General features: G+C 50.2%; 20 protein-coding genes. 14 read left to right on the top strand and 6 right to left on the bottom strand.

Features of this window, described 5'->3' with window-relative positions:
* The first annotated feature begins 2 nt into the window (after nt 1-2).
* The 3 genes from SPL68_RS14450 (at nt 3) to SPL68_RS14440 (ending at nt 4,923) form a co-directional block, all read left to right on the top strand.
* Nucleotides 3-650, top strand: coding sequence for a TorF family putative porin (locus SPL68_RS14450; RefSeq protein WP_323815881.1), 648 nt, complete (start codon nt 3-5; stop codon nt 648-650).
* A gap of 192 nt (nt 651-842) precedes the next feature.
* On the top strand, nt 843-1,871 hold the full coding sequence (gene galE / locus SPL68_RS14445) for a UDP-glucose 4-epimerase GalE (RefSeq protein ID WP_323815880.1): 1,029 nt from the start codon (nt 843-845) through the stop codon (nt 1,869-1,871).
* A gap of 331 nt (nt 1,872-2,202) precedes the next feature.
* The gene (locus tag SPL68_RS14440; protein WP_323815879.1) at nt 2,203-4,923 is read left to right on the top strand and encodes a di-heme oxidoredictase family protein; all 2,721 of its coding nucleotides are present in this window, start codon (nt 2,203-2,205) and stop codon (nt 4,921-4,923) included.
* Nucleotides 4,924-5,127: 204 nt separating this feature from the next.
* Here the strand turns inward: SPL68_RS14440 and SPL68_RS14435 are convergent, their stop codons facing one another.
* The 5 genes from SPL68_RS14435 to SPL68_RS14415 form a co-directional block, all read right to left on the bottom strand.
* The gene (locus SPL68_RS14435; RefSeq protein ID WP_323815878.1) at nt 5,128-6,075 is read right to left on the bottom strand and encodes a DegV family protein; all 948 of its coding nucleotides are present in this window, start codon (nt 6,073-6,075) and stop codon (nt 5,128-5,130) included.
* 256 nt (nt 6,076-6,331) lie between these two features.
* Nucleotides 6,332-7,912, bottom strand: a complete 1,581-nt coding sequence (locus SPL68_RS14430) for an ATP-binding protein (RefSeq protein WP_323815877.1) — start codon at nt 7,910-7,912, stop codon at nt 6,332-6,334.
* Nucleotides 7,899-8,576, bottom strand: coding sequence for a response regulator transcription factor (locus SPL68_RS14425; protein WP_323815876.1), 678 nt, complete (start codon nt 8,574-8,576; stop codon nt 7,899-7,901). The genes SPL68_RS14430 and SPL68_RS14425 overlap by 14 nt, the downstream gene beginning before the upstream one ends.
* A gap of 71 nt (nt 8,577-8,647) precedes the next feature.
* Nucleotides 8,648-9,022: a PepSY domain-containing protein gene (locus tag SPL68_RS14420; protein WP_323815875.1), complete on the bottom strand. Its 375-nt coding sequence runs from the start codon at nt 9,020-9,022 to the stop codon at nt 8,648-8,650.
* Nucleotides 9,023-9,137: 115 nt separating this feature from the next.
* On the bottom strand, nt 9,138-9,689 hold the full coding sequence (locus SPL68_RS14415; protein ID WP_323815874.1) for a glycine zipper 2TM domain-containing protein: 552 nt from the start codon (nt 9,687-9,689) through the stop codon (nt 9,138-9,140).
* A 237-nt stretch (nt 9,690-9,926) separates the two neighbouring features.
* Between SPL68_RS14415 and SPL68_RS14410 the strand changes: the two genes are divergently transcribed.
* From SPL68_RS14410 to SPL68_RS14360, 11 genes are all read left to right on the top strand, one after another.
* Nucleotides 9,927-11,180 carry a glutamate-5-semialdehyde dehydrogenase gene (locus SPL68_RS14410; RefSeq protein ID WP_323816051.1) on the top strand — a complete coding sequence of 418 codons (1,254 nt, stop codon included), beginning with the start codon at nt 9,927-9,929 and terminating at the stop codon, nt 11,178-11,180.
* A gap of 39 nt (nt 11,181-11,219) precedes the next feature.
* Entirely contained in the window at nt 11,220-11,858 is a 639-nt protein-coding gene (nadD, locus tag SPL68_RS14405) for a nicotinate-nucleotide adenylyltransferase (RefSeq protein ID WP_323815873.1), read from the top strand.
* Nucleotides 11,859-11,900: 42 nt separating this feature from the next.
* Nucleotides 11,901-12,233 (top strand): ribosome silencing factor, encoded by a 333-nt coding sequence (gene rsfS / locus SPL68_RS14400; RefSeq protein WP_323815872.1) that lies wholly within the window; start codon nt 11,901-11,903, stop codon nt 12,231-12,233.
* 6 nt (nt 12,234-12,239) lie between these two features.
* Nucleotides 12,240-12,716, top strand: coding sequence for a 23S rRNA (pseudouridine(1915)-N(3))-methyltransferase RlmH (rlmH, locus tag SPL68_RS14395; RefSeq protein WP_323815871.1), 477 nt, complete (start codon nt 12,240-12,242; stop codon nt 12,714-12,716).
* Between the two features lie 44 nt (nt 12,717-12,760).
* A complete protein-coding gene (gene mrdA / locus SPL68_RS14390) occupies nt 12,761-14,782 on the top strand; it encodes a penicillin-binding protein 2 (RefSeq protein ID WP_323815870.1) in 2,022 nt (673 codons plus the stop codon).
* Complete coding sequence (rodA, locus tag SPL68_RS14385) at nt 14,775-15,929, top strand: rod shape-determining protein RodA (protein ID WP_323815869.1); 1,155 nt, start codon at nt 14,775-14,777, stop codon at nt 15,927-15,929. Before mrdA ends, rodA begins: the two co-directional genes overlap by 8 nt.
* 31 nt (nt 15,930-15,960) lie before the next feature.
* Nucleotides 15,961-16,980, top strand: coding sequence for a lytic murein transglycosylase B (gene mltB, locus SPL68_RS14380; RefSeq protein WP_323815868.1), 1,020 nt, complete (start codon nt 15,961-15,963; stop codon nt 16,978-16,980).
* Between the two features lie 22 nt (nt 16,981-17,002).
* Entirely contained in the window at nt 17,003-17,902 is a 900-nt protein-coding gene (locus tag SPL68_RS14375) for a septal ring lytic transglycosylase RlpA family protein (protein WP_323815867.1), read from the top strand.
* Nucleotides 17,903-18,018: 116 nt separating this feature from the next.
* On the top strand, nt 18,019-19,233 hold the full coding sequence (locus tag SPL68_RS14370; protein WP_323815866.1) for a D-alanyl-D-alanine carboxypeptidase family protein: 1,215 nt from the start codon (nt 18,019-18,021) through the stop codon (nt 19,231-19,233).
* A 91-nt stretch (nt 19,234-19,324) separates the two neighbouring features.
* Nucleotides 19,325-20,068, top strand: coding sequence for a DUF805 domain-containing protein (locus SPL68_RS14365; protein WP_323815865.1), 744 nt, complete (start codon nt 19,325-19,327; stop codon nt 20,066-20,068).
* A gap of 105 nt (nt 20,069-20,173) precedes the next feature.
* Nucleotides 20,174-20,551: a YfeK family protein gene (locus tag SPL68_RS14360; RefSeq protein ID WP_323815864.1), complete on the top strand. Its 378-nt coding sequence runs from the start codon at nt 20,174-20,176 to the stop codon at nt 20,549-20,551.
* A gap of 39 nt (nt 20,552-20,590) precedes the next feature.
* Here SPL68_RS14360 and SPL68_RS14355 read toward each other — a convergent pair whose 3' ends face one another.
* The gene (locus SPL68_RS14355) at nt 20,591-22,282 is read right to left on the bottom strand and encodes a phospholipase D family protein (protein ID WP_323815863.1); all 1,692 of its coding nucleotides are present in this window, start codon (nt 22,280-22,282) and stop codon (nt 20,591-20,593) included.
* Nucleotides 22,283-22,415: the final 133 nt, after the last annotated feature.

The following is a 22,415-nucleotide window of genomic DNA, read 5'->3' as shown; positions in this document are numbered from 1 at the left end:
TCATGAAGATGAAACAAAAATTAATCGCCGGTGCTGTTGCTCTGTCTGCTATGGCTGGTTTCTCTGTTCCAGCTGCTTACGCAGAAGTGTCTGCATCGGTTGGCGTTGCCAACATGTACTACTGGCGTGGTTATGATTTGGGTAATGGCGACCCAGCACTTTCTGCTGATGTGAACTACAGTGTTGCAGGTTTTACTGTAGGTGCATGGACCTCTTCTGGTGATGCTACTTGGGGTACTGAGTACGACCTGTATGCGGGTTACGCTATCGATTTGGGTCCAGTATCTTTGGGCGCTGGTTATATCAGTTACAACTACGCTGAAATGGATGTAGGCCCAGGCGACTTCGCTGAAGTTTACGCAAGTGCAGGTGTTGGTCCATTCAAAGTGACCTATTACGATAACGTTGCTAACGCAGAAGAAATTGGTGTTGGTTACGACGATTACAACTACGTGACTGCAGAACTGAACTTTGAAAAATTCGGCATCAAATACGGTTTGCACGAAGATGACGTTGCTCACTTGGATTTGACTTACAAATACAATGACAAGTTGAGCTTCATGATTGGCCAAATTGTTGATGATGGCGATATCGAAGGTTTAGAAGATGATGGCAAGTTCGTTGTATCTCTGTCTCTGCCAATCGAATAAGTTTTAGCTCACTAAAACTGTTCACAAAAAGGCAAGCTTCGGCTTGCCTTTTTGTTATCTGCATTTTTCTTCTGATTGCTTAATAAAATAATAATTATATGATTTAATAAAAGATTCTTCGTCAGCCGTTATACTGACGCCTGAATTCAGTGCGCCTACGGCAATGGCTTATCTCTTTATAAGGAATCTCGCATGTCTCGCTCTCCTATTCTTGTTACTGGTGGTGCCGGTTTTATTGGCAGCCATGTCTGTGTTGAACTCATTAACAGCGGCTACTTGCCGATAGTCGTCGATAACCTGTGCAACAGCAGCGCCGAATCGCTCAAGCGCGTAGCCAAAATCACCGGCGTGGAGCCAGTGTTTTTTAAGGCGGATATCAACGACAAAGACGCATTGCGTGAGGTGTTCCACGCGCACTCGATTGAAGCGGTAATGCACTTCGCTGGTTTGAAAGCGGTGGGTGAGTCCAATCAAATCCCGATGAAATACTACCGCTACAACGTGGCGGGCACGCTCTCGCTCACTGAGGTGATGGAAGAGTTCAGTGTGTGGAAGCTGATTTTCAGCTCATCGGCCACCGTTTATGGCGACCCTGTTTCTGTGCCTATCGATGAAAGCTTCGCGACTTCGGCTACCAATCCTTATGGCCGCAGCAAATTGATCGTAGAGGAAATCCTGACCGACATCGCCAAGGCGCCGGGAAGCCAGTGGAATATTTCTTTGCTGCGCTATTTTAATCCGGTTGGTGCGCACGAAAGCGGCCTGATCGGCGAAGATCCAGCCGGAATCCCCAATAATTTGCTCCCTTATGTGGCGCAAGTGGCGATTGGCAAGCTGAAAGAGCTGAGTGTATTTGGCGATGACTACGAAACCATTGATGGTACCGGCGTGCGCGATTACATCCACGTAGTCGACTTAGCTCACGGCCACGTAGCGGCGCTGCAAGGTTTGGATAAGGTTGGCGCAGGTTGCCGCCCATACAACCTCGGCACTGGCTGCGGTTACTCGGTATTGCAGATGGTCAAGGCGTTTGAAACTGCCAGCGGCCGCGCTGTGCCATACAAAATCGTACCGCGCCGCGCCGGCGACATCGCTAGCTGTTATGCCGATCCGGTGAAAGCAAAAGCCGAATTGGGTTGGACGGCCAAGTACGATCTTGAGCGCATGATGCAAGATGCCTGGCGCTGGCAGTCGCAAAACCCGAATGGCTATAACGCCTGATCAATCCTGAGCGATGATTCAAACAACGGCCGATACTAGCGATAGCATCGGCCGTTGTCTTTTTCACGCATCCAGTGTGACCTAATAGGCACAATTCCCTCTCACTTTTTACGATCACAAGTGAGATGCCCCATCTTTGCGCGTTTCTCCAAAAGTGAGAAGAACCCTTCCGGTTGATGGCCGATGCTGCGGCTGTGTTAGCAATGCGACACACCTTTTAATAACGGCAAGTCAATACAATCAGCTCATTCCCGTGTTCGGTCAGCGCAGTTCATAACAATAAGATCCCGGCGCGATAGGCCGACCGACAGGGAACCTAGTGGAGATAATTATGCACATCATCAACCTGAGCCGGATGCTAATCCTGCTCTGCACGTTTTTTGTTAGTCATTCGCTTTTGGCTCAAACCAACCTTGCGCTCAATAAATCCGTCACCGCCAGCACCGCGCTCACGCCAGCGCTGGATGCGGTCGATGGCAATGGCGGTACGCGTTGGGAATCGGCTCACGGCGTTAGCCCCTCCTGGATCAGTGTCGATCTGGGGGCGACATATCAGCTGTCATCGGTAGTAATCGATTGGGAGGCGGCCAATCCCGCTAATTACGAGGTGCAGGCATCCACAAATGGGACGAGTTGGACGACCATCGCCAGCCGTACTGGCGGCACTTTTGGCAACCGTACCGATACCTTGACGGTGAGTGGTGTGTATCGCCATGTGCGGGTTTATGCGACCCAGCGCAGTGCGGGTAATCAATGGGGCTATTCGATTTGGGAGTTGAGGGTGTTTGGTTCTGCGGTCGGTAGTTCGTCCAGTAGCCTGTCCAGCCGCGCCAGTAGTAGTGCGATGAGTGCATCCAGCGCATCCAGCGCACCCAATCCACCTGCTAATCTGACCTATAACCCCTTGTTTCCCAATCAGTTTTCGCAAGCGGAATCGCGCAATTGGCGCATAGAGCCGGACGGCACCATTGTTACCTTCGGCAGCGGCCGCGCCCGTTCACGCCATGAAGCGGAAAGTATTTTCTATACCTTCCCGGCGTTTTATCACGAGCATCGCACCTTCAAATTTGAAGTGCATGACCACACGCCCAAAGGCGAATCGCGCGTTGAGATTTTCTACGAGCCTGAGTACGCCAACTTCAACGATATCGGCTGCCGCAAGAGCCTGTTCAACCCTTACCGCTCTTACTTTGGTGACAACGGCGGCTTTACCCGTATCGCCACCGCTGACCCGGCGACCGGTAAAGGTGAGCGCTGGCGCTGTGTGGGCACCCGCTTTGTGCCAGGTGAGCGCGAAGGTCAAACGACGTTGCGAGTAGGGGAGTTCTACGATTTTGAGTTCCAGCAATGGCTCGGCTTTACCGAGACGGACCCGCGTGTAAGCGCCCAGCGTGTGTATTACACCGATACCTTCCGCATCAAGCTCGGCAGCCCTGGTTTGTATATCGTTAATAACGATGACCTGAATGCCAAGCTGTCTGCCGGTGGTGCAGCGACTGCGCCGCCAGTGCGCGCGTTTAAAGGTGTTGCGCCAGAGAATGTGATCAGCACCAGCGGTGTGTTGGTGGATTCCAGTGGCCAAGGCTATATGCCGATTCGCTCGCCACAAGCCATCGCCAAGGGCTACCAAAAGCCGTCGTACTTGATAAACAACCCGGCCAACAACGCGACTGTGACTTACACCGAAAACGGTCAAACCTACACCGACCAAGTGTTGGAATACACGCCGGGCGCGGCAAGTGCGTTTGTGGTTGAACGCCATGAGTACCAGTGGACATCCTTCTTCCGCGAAGCGCTGAATACCCGCTGGGAAACCCACAATGGCTTCTTGAACGGCCGCCGGATTTTCCACACCAGCTTTGTGGATGGCACTCACTTTGAGTCGGGCAACCCGAACTTCCCGGAGTTGGCGAACATGTCTACTGGTCTGACGATCAACAATTCTTGCGTGGCCTGTCACGTGAACAATGGCCGTGGTGCGGCGCCAGTGAACGGTGCGCTGCCGAACTCAATGGCGGTGAAAGTCAGCTCCGGTCAAACCAGTGCAACTGGTAATGCATTGCCCCATGCCTATTTCGGTAAAGTGTTGCAGCCGCAATCGCGCAATGGTGGTGTACCTGCTGAAGCGATGACTAACGTGAATTACTCTACCGTCAATGGCACCTTTAACGATGGCACGCCTTATCAACTGCAATCGCCAAATTATTCGGTACAGGTGTTGGATCAGGCGGGCGGCGCAGTGAATTTCTTCTCGCCCCGTATGGCGCAAACCATTGTCGGCTTGGGCTTGTTGGAAGCTGTGCCTGAGGCGACGTTGTTGCAACGTCACGATCCTAACGACAGCAATGGCGATGGCATCTCTGGCCGCGCTAACCAGGTGACGGATTTGAAAACCGGTGAGCAGCGCATTGGCCGCTTTGGCTGGAAGGCGACTATCCCGACACTGGAGCAATTCACTGCCGATGCTCTGCATGAAGACATTGGCGTGAGCACCACCATGCTGCAGGGCCCAGCCTGCGGAGCCAACCAAACGGCTTGTCGCAATGCCGGCCCTAATGGTGTGGAGTTGAGTGATGCGCGCGTTAATCTGGTTGCGGTTTATATGCAGGCACTAGGTGCACCTGCGCGTCGCCCAGAGACGGTCAATAACGCCGATGTCACCCGCGGCGAGCAAGTGTTTACTAACCTTGGCTGTGGCGGCTGCCATACGCCGAGCATGACCACTGACTACGGCCACCCATTGGCGGAACTGCGCGGCCAAACCATCAAGCCCTACACCGATTTGCTGCTGCACGATATGGGCGCAGGCTTGGCGGATAACTTGACCAACAGCGCTAGTTTGAACCGCGAATGGCGCACTCCTGCGCTCTGGGGCTTGGGCTTAACCGAAGCAGTAAATGGCCACAGCCGCCTGCTGCACGATGGTCGCGCACGCAACATTAATGAAGCGATTCTGTGGCACGGCGGAGAAGCATCCGTTAGTCAGAATGCCTACCGTGCCGCATCGGCAGCACAGCGCAGCGATTTGATTAAATTCCTCGAATCACTTTAATTATTGCGATGCTAAAAACAAAAACTCCCGTCAGGTAACTGGCGGGAGTTTTGTTTTTTTGGTGTTCATTCGAGGGCTGGCCTCCGGTATTCCCTCGGAGACTCGCCGTAAACACTTCCCTGTGGGCTCGAATGCAGCATCCATGCTGCATACGGTCTCCGATGAAATACCGGAGTCCATCCTTGGAAGTTCCACAATTAAAAATCAAACCAAATCTTTATCGGTAGCAAATGACAGGGCAAAGGATTTTGGCCCTACGTTAATCGCACCAGTCATGCTCATCATCGAGAGCATGGTTTTGATATTGTGCTTCTTACAGAATTCGCGGAACTCCACCAGAATCGGTTCATCTTTGATCTCTTCCAAGAGTCCGCCGTAGCTCATCGCCACTACTTCGCTGGTTAGCCCTTGCTCGACTTGTTTTTTGACGTGAGTAAACAGTTTTTCCAATGCGCCCAAAAAGCCGCGGCCGGTATCGATTTTATTGGTTGTGCCGCGATGCAATTGCACAATCGGGCGCAGGTTGAGTGCGCTCGCCAGCTTGAAGTTGATCCAGGAAATATTGTTGTCGCCTTTGCGCAGATGGCGGCGTTCGCGCATGTAGGACAAATCGTTCGGAATCAGATAGCCATATACCTGATCGCGCATATTGTCGATTTCGCGGATCGATTTATTGAGCGGCATATTTTCGGTCTTGATGCGTTTTACCAGTTCGTACACCAGCAGTGCATGGCCGGTAAACATGGACATGGAATCGTACAGGCGGATACGGAAAGGCGCGCGGCCTTCGTTTTTTTCAATCTCGCGGAATTTGGGTTCATTCACCAGCGCTGCTTCTGAAACGCGTTTAAACACATCACTTTTTTTGCTGTTGATGGTGACGACTTGCACCAGGTCGTACTTTGGCAGCAGGCGCTCTTTGAGGATATTGGTCATGTCATTGACCGAAAGCGGATCGGATTGCGCCAAGCCGTAGATCTCACGCGAGTGGGTTTTGTAGAAGTTCAGCATGGTTTGTGGATCGCGATAATCCATTTGCTGCCCCTTTGCGTGGTTGATGTAGATGGGCAGCACTTCAATATTGTGTTGTTGGATAAATTTTGCCGGCAGGTCGCAGGTGGAATCGACCGCAATGCACGTCCTGGATGTCATGGTTTTTCTCCGGTGAATGGGCACATCTTGTGGGTGTCGTCCTGACGAATTGTTCCTGTCGCTTCTGCTGCTATTGGTGTGCGGCAGTTGAGCTGATGGTGTCAGTATCGGGCTTGGGGAGGTTTGGTTGTAGTCGCTTAAATCAGTGCGATTTGTGCGGAATTGCTGCTTTTGCTGTGAGGTTAGGATGGCAGCTTGTAAGCCATTGCTTACAAAGGGAGGGCGAAAGTCTGCAAAGAGTTATTAAGTAAGAAGATTAAGCGTCGGAAGAAATACGAGGGAAACAAATACTAAAACGCGCGCCGCCCAGTTCTGAGCGATGGATGCTAATGGTGCCTTCATAGCTTTGAATGATTTCCGCCGCTACCGCAAGGCCGATACCTTGGCCGGGGATGCTGGTATCCAGCCGTTGGCCGCGCTCCAGAATCCGCTCGGTTTGATCTTCTGGTACACCGGGGCCGTCGTCTTCAATCTCAATGCGCAATTGGGTTTCGTCGATAAACGAGCGCATCCGCACTTGTTTGCGGCCGTATTTGAAGGCGTTTTCGAGCAGATTGCCCAGTAGCTCCATCACATCCTGTTCATCGCCTGATACTGTTGTGTTAGGCGCTAAATCCAGTTCCTGATCCATCTTCTTATGGGCATAAACTTTTTGCAGTGCGGTAAATAAGCGCTGGGCGATGGGTTCAATCTGGGTGCGGCGGAAGGTGCCTTTTTGCTGACTGGATACGGCGCGTTGCAGTTGGTAGGTCACCACCTGATTCATGCGCGCTACCTGCTCGCTGGCGATGTGCTGTAAATCGCTGTCGGATTCTGCGCCCTCGACCAGCTTGCTTTGCAGCACCGCAAGTGGCGTTTTCAAGCTGTGGGCGAGATCGGCAAGGCTGTTGCGATAGCGCTGGCGCAGTGCCTGCTCGCGCGCCAGCACTTGATTGAGGTTATCCACAATACGCTGCAATTCCTGAGGGTGTTCACCCTCGATATTACTGGTGTCGCCGCTTTGCATTGCCTTGAGCGCATGTGCCAATTTGCCCAGCGGGCGTAAACCCCAGCGCAAAATCAATGTCTGCGCAATCAGCAAAAAGAAACCAGCTGCACCCAGCCAGCGCCAGAGTTCGGTGCGATAGGCTTTGAGTTCAGCCAGGAATTCATCGGCGCGGTGCGCCACCACAAAGTGAAAAGGGGTAGGGTTGCCGCGCGCATCCTCCCACTTGACGGTATAGCGCACAAAAAAGTGCAGCTCGTTGTTCAAATACTTGGTACTAAACAGCATTTTGCCGGTGGTATCGCTTTTGGCGATATTTTTGAACACCGGTGGCTCGCTTAGTGCCGCTGAATTGGAGCGCCATACCAGTTTGGCGTTGTTATCAAAAATGTAGCTGTAGAGGCCGGAGTTGGGGTGTTCGAAGTCGGAATCGCCCAATGTGACCGGCATGCGCAAACTGTGAATGCGCGAATTTTTGGTGATAGGTTCGGCCACACTCATCAGTAGGTTGATATGACCGCGCAGGCGCGAGCGCTCGGCAACTTCGAGGCTATTGTCAAAAGCGCGATTGAGAAAGTAGCCGGTCAAGCCCAGAAACAGCGGCAACAACAGTGCGGATGCCAATAGCAGTCGCGCAGCAATCGATGAGAAGCGGTCGCCTAGTGTCTCTAATCGCTGTGTGATCGGGGCAAGGCGGCGGCTGACAGGAACAAAGTAGGTGCCGAGTTGGTTTCCAAGCCGGGTAAGGCGGGATTTCAGGGGTGCAAGGCGAGCGCCAAGCTGCGCGCCTGTACGAGTCAGGCGGCTGCGAATATCGATAAGGTAATGTTTGAGCGTCTTACTGCTTGTCAAGGTTGAACCTGTAACCCAGACCGCGTTGGGTGCTGATCAGATTCAAGGCGCCGTCCGGGTCGAGTTTTTTGCGCAAACGGCCGACAAATACTTCGATCACGTTGCTATCGCGATCGTAATCCTGTGCATACAAGTGTTCAGTCAGTTCGCTTTTGGAGATGTTTTTGCCCGCATGCAGTGCGAGATAAGTAAGCGTGTTGTACTCAAAACTGGTCAGTTCCACTTCGGTTTCTTCGCGGTGGACGCGCTTGGCGCTGGTGTCAATAGTGATCGGACCATAGCGCAACACGGGCGAGGCATGACCACTAGCGCGGCGCAGTAGGGCGTGGATACGCGCGCGTAACTCCTCGGGGTGAAAGGGTTTGGTGAGGTAGTCATCGGCACCGGCTTCAAGGCCGCTGACTTTATCCTGCCAGTTGCCGCGTGCGGTCAGAATCAAAATCGGAAAGTTGCGCTCTTTGCTGCGCAGCTCGCGAATTAGTTGGGTGCCATCCAGCAGCGGCAGTCCCAAGTCGATAATCGCCAGATCATAGTCGTATTCGCTGCCGAGGAATAACCCTTCACGGCCATCGGCGGCGGCATCGCAGGCATATTTTTCGGTCGCCATAAGGCTAAGAATTTGCTCGCGCAGGGGCTTTTCATCTTCAACGATCAAAATTCGCATGGGCTGTTCCTGAACTTAACGGTGACTTGTAGTGTGATTTATAAGTTGTTTTTACTGATTGGGATTGCATGTTATTGCTTGAGCAAGCGGCCAGTGTTGCCATCCACATGAATGACGCGCATGCGCCCATCATTCAGCACTTTTACGCCATAAACGACACCTGTTTCGCGGTGTTGAGTGTTGACGCTCATAACTTGCCCACCGACTTTTTTGCGCACGACTTCCGCTGCCTCAGCGGGTGAAATTTCTGGCTCGGGAGTGGTTACGGTATCGGGATCGATCAGGTTTTTATCTGCTTCGCTGGATGGCAATTTCAGACTGTTGCCAAACAGGTCGTTGGAGGGTTTATTGGTCTGTTGCGCATGGGTATGAACAAGCCCCAGTTGCCCAATTAACAGGGCAGCTGCTATCAAGCGGGGCAGGTGCAAATGTTTTAAGTACAACATGGCAAATTCCAACAAAATCGCTCAAATAACCAACAAATAGCGGTCCGGTGAATAGTATGTCTTCACTATCGCCCGTGTTGGAGCAAAGGTCAATTTGACCTTTGCTCATTTGCGACTAGTGACGACCTCTTACATGCACAATTCTTGCTCCGGGGTGCTGACGGGTTTCGGTGTGATAAATCCGGTCATCGTAGCGGTAGGTTACGTCGTATCCAACCAACTGGCGTTCGTACTCGGTGCGGTAGCGAGTGCTACAGACTTCGCGATCTTCATAGCGAGTCACTCTGCGGCTGTCGCTACCTATGTCATTGCCAATCGCGGCGCCAATCAATCCGCCAGCGGCAGTTGCCCCTCCGCTGTTGCCAATTTCTTTGCCTATCGCTGCGCCAATCAGGCCGCCAACTACTGTTCCTTTAAAGGAGTCGCCGCCGCGACGCTCGCTATAGGCCACAGTTTCAACATGGCAGGAGTCAACCGGAACTTCTACTGCGACGGTGCGATAAATCGGGCGGCTGGATACCACGCGCGCATATTCGGTGTATTCAACCACTTCATAGGAGCGGTGGTTTTTGTGCTTTTTGTAGTGATGATGGTCGCGATCAGCCAGAGCTGTGTTGGCCAGCAACAGGCTGCTGGCCAAAGTGCTGATTAAAAGTAGGCTTTTCATGATCTGCTCTCGTGTGGTTGAAGATGCGTCCCGTTTGTCGGGCTTGAATTCAGACTAAGCCTTTTTATCTGAACGAAAACTGAAATCCAGATGGCGAATCCTGTGCGCCTTTTCTCAAACTGAGCCAAAGAGTTTCCAGTTGAATCGAACAAAAGAACCGAGAAGATCGGCGACAATTCGGGTTATAATCGCGGCCATTTTTTCTGAATTGTCCGCACAGGTTGTTTCATGTCTGAATTGAACGTCAAAGAGTACATGGCCGAAGTAGGCCGCAAAGCGCGTATTGCCTCCCGTGTTATTGCCGCCGCGCCCACTGCGCTGAAAAATAAAGCGTTGTTGGCGATTGCTAATGAACTGGATAAATCCCGTATCACCTTGGTCGCTGAAAACCAAAAAGACTTGGCTGCGGGTAAAGCAAATGGTCTGGATTCGGCCATGCTCGACCGCTTGACGGTAAAGCCAGCGGGTATCGACAGCATGATCGAAGGTCTGCGTCAGGTGGCATCTTTGGCTGACCCTTGCGGTGCAATTACCGATATGAGCTATCGCCCAAGCGGCATTCAAGTGGGCAAAATGCGTGTGCCTCTGGGCGTGGTGGGGATTATTTACGAATCGCGCCCTAACGTGACTATCGATGCAGCGAGTCTGTGTTTGAAGTCGGGCAACGCGGCGATTTTGCGTGGCGGCAGTGAAGCGATTCACTCCAACCGTGCTATCGCCAATTGCTTGCAGGCCGGTTTAAAAGCTGCCGGTTTACCTGCCGATGTAGTGCAAGTGATCGAAACTACTGATCGCGCTGCAGTAGGTGAGTTGATCACCATGCCGCAATTTGTGGATGTGATTGTTCCGCGCGGCGGCAAAAGTCTGATCGAACGTATCAGCAACGATGCCAAAGTACCGGTGATCAAACACCTCGATGGTATTTGCCATGTGTACATCGACGATAAAGCCGACTTGGACAAAGCCTTCACTATTTCCATGAACGCCAAAACCCATCGCTACGGTGTGTGTAATGCGATGGAAACCCTGCTGGTGCACGAAACCGTTGCGGCCCAAATCCTGCCGCGCTTGGCCGTTGCTTACACCGAGAAAGGCGTGGAACTGCGCGGCGATGAAAAAACTCGCAATGTCATCAAGGCCAATGTAGCGACTGACGAAGACTGGGCGACTGAATATCTCGCGCCGATTTTGTCGATCAAAGTGGTTTCTGGTTTGGATGAAGCTATGGCACACATCAACCAATACAGTTCGCAACATACCGATGCAATCGTGACCGAAGACTACACCCGCGCGCGCCGCTTTATTAACGAAGTGGATTCCGCCTCGGTAATGGTCAATGCATCAACCCGTTTTGCCGATGGGTTTGAGTATGGTTTGGGTGCCGAAATTGGCATTTCTACCGACAAAATCCACGCGCGCGGTCCGGTTGGTCTTGAGGGGCTGACCTCGCAAAAATGGGTTGTGTTTGGCGATGGGCACGTACGTGCTTAATCCCCTCCCGGCCTCCCCTTTTGCAAAGGGGATGAGCTTATGCGCAAGTGTGTAGGGATTTTCGGTGGTACTTTTGATCCGATTCATATCGGCCATTTGCGCATGGCAGTGGAGTTAAAGCAGCAGCTCAAGCTAGATGAAATGCGTTTGCTGCCCTGCTATTTGCCACCCCATCGCGCGACACCGGGGGCAAGTGCAGAGCAGCGAGTAGAGATGCTGGAATTGGCGCTTCAACACTGTGCTGATCTGAATATTGATACCCGCGAATTAAAACGCGATAAACCTTCCTACACATTCGACACCTTGTGTGAGTTGCGCGCCGAGTTAGGTGAACACACCAGTATTTGTTTGTGTATGGGAATGGATAGTTTTGCTTCGCTCGACCAGTGGTATGAATGGAAACAACTGGTTCGCCTTGCGCATATAGTTGTTGTTGAACGTCCGGGTTATCAATTACCCGAGTCGGGTGCGGTAGCGGATTTACTGCGTCGTCATCGCGCTGATGCCGATGTTATCGCTGCGGCGCCAGCGGGTGCGGTGGTAATCACATCGCCTGCGCTATTGCCGATATCGGCAACCGAAATTCGCGCGCAAATTGGTGCGGGTGAATCACCGCAATTTTTAGTGCCCGACGCCGTATGGAATTACATTCGTGCGCAGGGCTTGTATCAGTCGTAGTGCTGATTTTATTTTTTGAAATTGTTATTAATAGGTAACTGAATGTCAGATTTAAACAAAGCCATCATCGACGCCCTTGAGAACCTCAAAGGCAAAAACATTGTCACACTCGATGTGCATGAACTGAGCGATGTAATGGATACATTAATTATCGCCAGCGGTACCTCCAGCCGTCACTCGCGCTCACTGGCTGAAAATTTGGTAGAAGAAACCAAAAAAGCCGGTTTCCGCGCGCTTGGTGTTGAAGGTTTGGAAGTGGGCGACTGGGTGTTAGTGGACTACGGCGATACCGTTGTACACGTAATGCAACAGGAAACGCGCGACTACTACGAGCTGGAAAAACTCTGGTCGATGAAGCCGGCGAGCCGCGCTTAATTTTTCATGCGCATCAGAATTATCGCCGTGGGCACTAAAATGCCCGACTGGGTTGAAGCGGGCTACGCGGAATATGCCAAGCGTATGCCGCGCGATGTCACTGTGGAAATGGTGGAATTGCCGCTCGCCCAGCGCAGCAAAAACAGCGATATCGCCAAGGCGATGGAAAAAGAAGGCGAGGCCATGTTGGCCATGATCGAAAAGGGCGGTAAAGATGAACAAGTCATCGCCCTTGAAGTCAAAGGCAAACCCTGGAGCACTGAGCAGCTGGCAGAAAATTTGTCGAGCTGGAAAATGAGTGGCAATAATTATTCGCTGCTCATTGGCGGCCCCGATGGTTTAGCGCCCGAGTGCTCGGCATTGGCGAAAATTAAATGGTCACTATCGCCGCTGACATTGCCCCATCCGCTGGTGCGTATTCTGGTGATTGAGCAGCTCTACCGCGCCTGTACCATTTTGCAAAACCATCCATACCATAAATAATTTTTGTTCCATCAACTTCAACCTGATTTTTTATCGGCCCGATAATGCAAGAAGCCCAGCAGTTTAAAGACCACCAGCGCGAAGCAAAAATATTTCGCAATCGCGTACTGGTGATGGCGGCTTTTATGCTCACCCTGACCAGCACGCTCCTCTATCGCTATTACGATTTGCAAATCGTCAATTACGAAGAATACGCCACCCAATCTGACCGCAATCGCGTTCATGTACAGCCTGTGCCACCCACGCGCGGTTTGATTTTTGATCGCAACGGCGAACTGCTTGCTGACAACAAGGCGAGTTTTACTCTCTCGGTCGTGAGCGCCAATGAAACCGAGTTAAACAACACCATCGAGTTGTTAAAGACCCTCATCGAAATCACTCCGCAGGACTTGGGTAAATTTTATAAAGCGCAAAAACAACGCCGCCATAAACTCGACCCGGTTCCGCTGCGTTATCGCCTTACTGAAGATGAAATTGCACGTCTCGCGGTCAACCAACACTTGCTCGATGGGGTAGAGGTGAATGCAGAGCTGGTGCGCAATTATCCGCACGGCGATATGTTTGCCCATGTGATCGGCTACACCAGCCGCATCAATGAAAAAGAACTGGAATCCTTTACGCCAGAACAAGTCCAGCGCTATTCCGGTACTCACGCGATTGGCAAAATCGGCATCGAAAAAAGTTACGAAGACGTATTGCTCGGGCAAGTGGGCAGCCAAAACGTTGAGACCAATGCGCGTGGCCGCGTGATGCGGGTATTGGATCGCATCGACCCTAAACAGGGCAGTGATTTACGCCTGAATTTGGATACCCGCATGCAAGAAACCGCCGTAGCGGTGATGCGCGGCCGTCGCGGTGCGGTGGTGGCGATTGATGTAAAAACCGGCGGTGTACTGGCTGCTGTGAGCTACCCCGGATTTGACCCTAATCTGTTTGTAACTGGCATCAGTTACGCCAGCTACAAAAGTCTGAATGAAGATATAGACACGCCGCTATTTAACCGTTTCTTGCAGGCACAGTATCCACCGGGCTCTACGGTCAAGCCGGTCATCGGGTTGATTGGCTTGCAAGAAGGGTTTACCGATGTAAATCGCACTATCTCTGATCGCGGTGTCTTTTCGCTTCCCGGCGCTTCTCGTTTGTGGCGCGATTGGAGCCTCAAGGTCACTGGCGGTGGGCATGGTCAGGTCAACCTTAAAACCGGTATTTCGCAATCCTGTGATGTGTATTTCTGGGACTTGGGCAACCGGATGGGTATCGACCGTATGAGTGAGTATGGTCACTATTTCGGTTTGGGCATATTGACCGGGATCGATGTGCCCAGTGAACGCAAAGGAATATGGCCTTCGCGTGAATGGAAGCGCGCGGCCAAAGGTCAGGCCTGGTACCCGGGTGATACGGTCAACGTGTCGATTGGGCAGGGCTATATGTTAGCTACGCCACTGCAACTGGCAGTGATGACCTCTACCATCGCTAACCGTGGAGTGCGTTATCGCCCGCAATTTATTCAGAAGATCGGCGATCAAGTGCATGAACCGATTATTGAAGACAAAATCGAAATGAAACCCGAATACTGGGATGCGATTTTTGAAGGAATGGCCGAAGTAATGCACGGCGCGCGCGGTACTGCTAGACGCGTGGGTGAAAATGCGGAATACCGTATCGCGGGTAAATCGGGTACGGCACAGGTAGTTGCCATCGCACAAAACGCCAAGTACAACTCGGCGCTGTTAAAAGAGCGCCATCGCGACCACGCCTTGTTTGTCGCTTTTGCCCCGCTTGAAGATCCACAAATTGCAGTAGCGGTGATGCTGGAAAACGCCGAAGGTGGTTCCAGTCAGGCGGCGCCTGTGGCGCGCGCCATGACCGATGCCTATCTATTGGGCTACTACCTCAAAGAGGACGAATTTGTCCCGCCGCTGGGCTTCCATCACGCCGCCATTATCAAGCGCGCCAACAATTATATCGCCGAGCGCAAAGCGGTGCGCGCAGCCAAGGCTGCTGAGGCAGCGGCAAAAGCGGCTAGCTCAGCTGCATCTTCGTCGAGCGGAATTCATCATGAGTAAACAAGATTTTCTGCGGCGCATGCCCGAGGCCGCGAGTGCGTTTAGCCGCCGCGCGCGTCTTGCTGAGCGGCTGCATATCGATTTTTTCCTGCTGCTGTTATTGCTGTTGTTGACGGTGGTAGGCTTGACCGTACTCTACAGCGCAAGTGGCCACCATCTGCCGAGTGTTGAAAAGCAGGCCACGTTTTTTATGATCGCCTATGTCACCATGTTTGTGGTGGCGCAGATTCCAGTGGAATTTATGCGGCGTATGGCGCCCTTTGCCTATGTTGGTGGAATTTTGCTGTTGCTCGCGGTGACTATTTTTGGCGACATTTCTATGGGCGCGCAGCGCTGGTTGCAGATTGGTAGTTTCCGGTTTCAGCCATCAGAAGTTATGAAGTTGGCGATGCCAATAGCGATTGCGGCTTATCTCAGTCGAGGTTTTATGCCGCCGCGTTTTATGCAGGTGATGGTGGTGTTGGGCCTGATCGGCTTACCTACCGCCTTGATCATCGAACAGCCGGATTTGGGAACCTCAATTTTGGTTGCTACCTCGGGCATTATGGTGCTGTTTTTCTCAGGCCTGCTCTGGCGTTATATCCTTGCTGCGGTCGCTATCTTTGCCGCCAGTCTCTGGCCAATCTGGCATTTTATGCTGCACGATTACCAGCGTCAGCGGGTACTGACCATGCTTGATCCAACGCAAGATCCGCTGGGCACCGGCTGGAATATTATCCAATCCAAAACTGCTATCGGCTCAGGCGGGTTGTCGGGTAAAGGCTGGATGGAAGGCACGCAATCGCGTTTGGACTTTCTGCCAGAAGGGCATACCGATTTTATTATTGCGGTGATGTCGGAAGAATTTGGTTTGCTCGGCGTAATCATGTTGTTGACGATTTACGCGATGGTGATTGTGCGCGGGTTGATGATCGCCGTGAAATCGCAAAATAGTTTTGGCCGCTTGCTGGCCGCTGCGGTTAGCTCCACCTTTTTTGTCTATGTGTTCGTCAATATGGGAATGGTATCGGGCATGTTGCCGGTGGTGGGGGTGCCGCTGCCGCTGATCAGTCAGGGCGGTACTGCTATTGTGGCGCTCTTTGCAGGGTTTGGTTTGTTAATGGCCATCTCAACCGAGAAAAAACGGGTAATGACGCCGCGAGCGTAAACCCTGAAATCTAAATAATCCACGAGGTTTTATGTTGTCTCTCTGCCGTCGTTTTACGAAAAGTTGCTTGAGCTTATTGGTTGGTATGGGGGTGAGCCTCAGCGCTGCTGCCGACTACAGTCAGCATCCACTCGCCGCTGATTTTGTCGATGAAATGGTACAAAAACACGGTTTTACTGCAGCTGAAATTAATCAGATTCTGAGTAAAGCGCAAAAGCGCCAGCCAATTTTGGATGCGATTGCGCGCCCGGCAGAAAAATCCAAAACCTGGAAAGAGTATCGCCCGATTTTTATCGTGCCTATGCGCATCACTAATGGCGTAGCTTTTTGGAATGAACATCGCGCTGCATTGACTCGCGCTGAAAAAGAATTCGGCGTTCCTGCAGAAATTATTGTGGCGATTATTGGCGTCGAGACCAACTACGGCAAAAATACTGGCAGTTGGTATGTGATAGATGCGCTTACCACGCTCGCATTTGATTACCCGCCGCGCGCGCCTTTTTTCCGCTCTGAATTGGTGAACTACTTTATCCTTACTCGCGAGCAAAAACACAATCCGTTGGAATTCAAAGGTTCCTACGCCGGTGCTATGGGTTACGGCCAGTTTATGCCATCCAGTTATCGCAACTACGCGGTAGATTTCAATGGCGATGGTTTTACCGATATTTGGAATAACCCTACCGATGCCATCGGTAGTGTCGCCAACTATTTCAAAAAACACGGCTGGCAAACCGGTAAAACCGTTGTGGTTCCCGCTACCTTGACCAAGGCGCGCGAAGCTGTGCTGTCGAATAGCGCATTTAATCAGGTGGTGCAGCCTGAAATCAGTGTTGCAGACTGGAAAAAAACCGGTATCGCGCCGACACAAAAATTGGCTAATAAAACTCCGGTGATAGCGCTGGAATTTGATGGCGCTAATGGCTTGGAATATTGGTTAGGCTTGCAGAATTTCTACACCATTACCCGCTATAACCGCAGCCCTATGTATGCAATGGCAGTGTACGATTTGAGCTTGGAAATCAAACAAGCAATGCAAAAAGCCAAAAATTAAATAACGAGAGCGAATATTAACAATGCTAAAAACCCGAGCGGCGACTGTAAGCAAATTGCAAAAAATAAATATCCTGCTGATGTTAGTTGGCTGTATTTTTTTAGCTGCCTGCTCGGGCAATAAACAAAAACCTGCGGCCAAATCTGACGCGCCCTACAATCCCAATGATGGACGCTATCAACACGACAAGGATTTTGGTCCCAGTGAAGATATAGATCTGTCGCATGTTCCCGATGCGGTGCCGCGCTATGAAACGCGTACTAAAGCCGGCAACCGCAATCCTTATACTGTGCTCGGCCAAACCTATCATTTAATTGAAGATGAAAGCTCTTATCGCGAGCGTGGTTACGCCTCTTGGTACGGCAATAAATTTAACGGCCACAATACCTCCAACGGTGAACGCTATGATATGTATGCCATGACCGGCGCACATAAAACGCTGCCGATTCCCTCTTATGTACGCGTAACTAATTTGGATAATGGTAAAAGCGTTGTGGTGCGCATTAATGATCGCGGTCCGTTTCACAAGGGGCGCATCATCGATTTAAGTTATGCAGCTGCTCAACGTATCGGCATTCATAAAACCGGCACAGGTCGTGTCGAAGTGGAAATCGCGCTTCCGAATGATGCTGCGCCTATTCCGCGTCGCGCTGATAGCAAAGCAGTTGCGCACAAAGAACCTGCGCTACCTGCAGGCACCTATTTGCAAGTAGGTGCCTTTGGTCAAAAAGCCTCAGCGCAACAATTTGCTGCCAGTGTCGGCAGCAAATTAACGTTTCCGGTTACGATTAATTCATCGATGCAACCAAAACAAATTCATCGCGTGCGTGTAGGCCCGTTTACCGATGCAAAAAGTTTGCAGGATGCGCGCAATCAGTTGGCGCGCATCAAAATATTTGAGGCCCATGTGGTCTATCAGTAATACGCCGGCAGCGAATGGGTGATATTCAGGTTTGATTCACCCCCTTAGGGTAGTGTTAAACTTTTTTATCATTTTCATGTTGTCGTTCATTTTCGTTTTGCAGAGTGTTTATTGCCATGATTAAAAAATTCCTGGTCAGCGTCATGTTGGCAAGCTCCAGTTTTACATTTGCACAGCAGCCTTCCTTGCCTGTTCCTACCTCAACATTGCCAACCCCCACACCGGGGCAAGTGGTTGAACAAAAACCACAAGTCATTCCAGCTGCACCGCAGTTGGCGGCGACGGGTTTTATTTTGGTTGATGCAACAACCGGCAACATTGTTGCTGAAAGCAATTCAGAGCAGCGTTTACCGCCTGCAAGTTTGACCAAAATGATGTCCAGCTATTTGGTGGTGGATGAAATCGAAAAAGGACGCATCTCTGAAGATGCGATGGTGAATATCAGCGTAAAAGCCTGGAAGATGGGCGGGTCGCGTATGTACGTACGTGAAGGTACGCAAGTATCGGTTATCGATTTACTGCGCGGCGTCATTATTCAATCGGGTAATGACGCAACAGTTGCGCTCGCTGAGTTTGTATCAGGCAATGAAGATGCGTTTGTCGATTTGATGAATCAAACGGCCGCTCGTATGGGGATGGTTAATACCCATTTTGAAAATTCTACTGGTTGGCCAGCAGAAGGGCATTTGACTACGGCAAAAGATCTAGCAGTACTTGCTCGCGCTATTATTAATGATCACCCAAGTCACTATCCGCTCTACGCAGAAAAATACTTTTTCTATAACAATATTCGCCAGCCCAACCGCAATTTGTTGTTGAATCGCGATGAAACTGTGGATGGCCTCAAGACTGGCCATACTGAAGAAGCAGGTTATTGTTTGGTGGCGTCATCCAAGCGCGAAAACACTCGCTTTATCGCTGTTGTGATGGGCACCGCAAGCGAAAGTGCGCGCGCCGCAGAAACACAAAAATTATTGGCTTATGGTTTCCGTTATTTCCAAACGACTCCGCTGTATCAAGCTGGCCAGCAAGTCAGCACTGCTCGTGTATGGGCTGGTAAAGCACAAGAAGTAGCATTGGGAATTCCTAACAATATAGTGCTGACCTTACCAAAAGGTCGCGAACAATCGCTGCAAGCCAAAATGCATGTGAATGAAATTATCAAAGCGCCTATTGTTGCTGGTCAGGAGCTGGGCAATTTGACTGTAGAGTTGGATGGCCAATTATTGGTGAACACGCCCATAGTGGCATTGCAGCCTGTTGAAGAAGCCGGTTTCTTCGCACGCTTGCTGGATAATTTGAAATTATTCTTCCGCAATATGTTTAGTTGACGTTAGAATCATTCTGCTGGTGGTTGCACAACTTACGCGGCAATTCGTAAGCAACCACCCGGAATGTTTATAACAATTAAAGGAGTTTTGTGTGTCAACTAATCCCTATCAAACACCAGAAGGTCAACTGACTACCGACGACAATGCAGTCGAGGAAGTCAAATTTTTCTCGCCCTCCTCGCGTATTAACCGCCTGCGTTATTGGGCGCATTCAATGCTGTTCACTTTGGCAATGTTTGCCGTGTTCTTTGTGATTGGTCTGCTGGGCTTTTATGGCTCAGTTACCGTTGCTATTGTGTTGGGCGTTATTGCCTATATTGCCATGATTGCATTCAGTTTTATTTTGATGATTCAGCGCTTGCATGACTTAAATAAAACTGGTTGGATGTCTTTGTTGTGTTTAATTCCACTCGCCAATATTTATCTGCTTGTTCTACTGATTTTCTTCAAAGGAACAGAGGGGCGCAATAATTACGGTTTGCAAACACCTCCCAATAAAACCTGGCACTGGGTATTGGCTTTATCTTTTGTGGCATTGTTTTTTATTGGCGGTATCCTTGCCGCGATCGCTCTGCCTGCGTATCAAGATTATGTGCAGCGTGCGCAGAGTTTTGAATCGTCTTATGATTCCCAGGATGATTCTGGCTACCCATCTGAATACACTACAGATGGTGCAGTGGACGATACTCTGTTCAGCGATGAAGCGCTGGAAGATGGCATCTCTTACGAAACACCAGAAGAAGAAATTGTTGATGATGAAGTCGTCGAAGCGGTAGAGGATGATGCGTCATCAGAAACTGATTCAACTGAAATGCGATCTGAAACACCACAATAATCGATACTTGATTAACACCCAAAAAGGCAGCTTCGGCTGCCTTTTTTGCTAAAGGGGATATACTTTTACTAGCATCCTCCCTAACTACAACTGGAGATCAGTAAAATGATGAAGCTTATTCTTATTTGTAGCTTGATGATGTGCAGCCTGTTAAGTCGTGCAGAAGATGTTTCCAGTACGACAACGCAGGAGATCGAGCACCTTCTTGTGTTTTTGGAAAACTCTGGCTGTCAGTTCAACCGTAACGGCTCATGGCATTCAGCTGCCGAGGCAGCAGCGCATATCAGGAAAAAATATAATTATCTCGCGCGCAAAAAAATGCTGACCGATACTGAAAGCTTTATTAAAAAAGCAGCTACGGAAAGTAGTATTTCTGGAAAACCTTACATCGTAAAATGTGAAGGGCAAGCAGATATCAATAGTGCGCTCTGGTTTGAAAAGGAGTTGGCGGCGTATAGGGAAACAAGCAATCCCAAGCCTTGATTTCCCCTACCGCTAAGAATGTTGCCTAACATGTGCCGTTTACAATTGTTTTTCGGGCACTATAAAAGATAAGAGGCGGGTGCTGAAGCGAGTCCAGGTACTGGTGTTAGGTTCAGCGGTATGTACGACTGGCTTACCGTCCTCAATGCCATGCCACTCCACTTTTCCTTTATCCGATAGCTGGATTTTGTAAGCATTGCGTGGGGCATTTTTAGAAAAAATATCATCCAGCATTTTCGCATAATCGCGGTCTACAAAATAAACTCCCAGTTCCGTATTCAGCTCGATTGACCGCCCATCCAAATTAAATGATCCGATAAACATTTCGGCGTTATCAAAGACAAAATACTTGCCATGTAAACTGGATTTTGAGCCTGCATACCAAGGGCTTTTTTTCTCTTGGCCATTCGATGTTCCAGAGGGAGTTGTATTTAATGTGGATACGCCTTCAGGCCTGTTTATAAGTTGTGTGGTTTTTGGTTTTAGTTCGTATAGTTCTACCCCACCTTTTACCAAACCTTTTCGATAGCGTAAGTAGCCTGCATGTACCAATGCGACATCATTGGACGCGAGCGAATTTGTCAAAATACGGACATGAATCCCCTTGCTAACTAAATCTGTTAAATGTTTTGTCAGATCTTTTCCTGGCACAAAATAGGGTGAAACTATAGTGATGCTTGATGTCGCATTCTTGGCAATAGCTGCCAGTTGTGGCGCCAAGTGTGTTGCAGATGTTATGGAATCGGTGCTCATTTTTGATGGCAAATCATAGGCGAGTTGCCACTCACTCCAATGAAACGGAATTTGTTCAAACGATGTATAGCTATTAAATTTTGCGTTTTTTAACGAGTCGCTATAGGGCGTTTCACCGGCAGCCGCTAAAAATGTTTTGTACATATCAGCAAGGCTTTCCAGTGTTTCTACGCTGCCATCTTTGGCGTGGGCAATTGCAGTGAGTGGATAAGCATTTTCACTATTCCAATATAAATCAAATGAATCGGCTACCTCTTCGGCGGCTTTGCCTAATGTGAGTACATCAACATCTGCAAAATTGACCAGCGTTGATGCATTAAAATATTCATCGCCGATATTTCTGCCACCGAGAATGGATGCACTGCGGTCTGCGGTAATAGATTTGTTGTGCATTCGGTGATTGACACGCACCCCGGAAGTTAAAAAATCTTTCCAGCGAGAATTCCGATTTGGAAATGGGTTGAATGTGCGTATCTGAATGTTGGGGTGTTGGTCTAGTGCGAGCAGGCGATCATCCTTCCCCGCAGTATCCATATCATCAAGTAGCAAGCGTACTTTCACGCCGCGATCAGCGGCCTGCAAAAGACGATATTGCATAACCTTGCCGACTGAATCGTCATGCCAAATGTAGTATTGGACATCAATCACTTTTTCCGCAGCGTCGATTAGGTGCAATCGGGCGGATAGGGCCTCGATACCATCTGCCAGAACGAAAAATCCGGATTTTTCAGGGTTTTGTTGCGAAAGGGTTTGGGCTGTTTTGGCCAGAGTTGTGGCCGCAACAAATGTTTGGTCTATGACAGGGCTGTCGGGCTCTATATTCAAGCTGCTTCGCTCCGGTAAAGATTGGCATCCAGATAAACCTAACATCAAGAATATAAACAATGGGAGAACTGTTGTGTTGGTGCCACCTGTAAAGGTGAAAAACAGTTTCTTGATGCGCTGCTCCTGGGGTGGGCAAGCGAATTGAATAGCCATATGGGGTCTCCTCGCCCTTATATAAAGGATTAGGGTTTTTACAGTTTCTAAGTTGAATATAGTTAGTTGAACCGGCTGTTGCCTATAAAATAATCAAGATAAGATGGCGGGCGCACTTTTGTCCCAGCGCGCA

This window comes from Cellvibrio chitinivorans (assembly GCF_035117775.1).
Taxonomy (GTDB): Bacteria; Pseudomonadota; Gammaproteobacteria; order Pseudomonadales; family Cellvibrionaceae; genus Cellvibrio; species Cellvibrio chitinivorans.
This window is presented reverse-complemented; position numbering and strand designations above follow the sequence as displayed.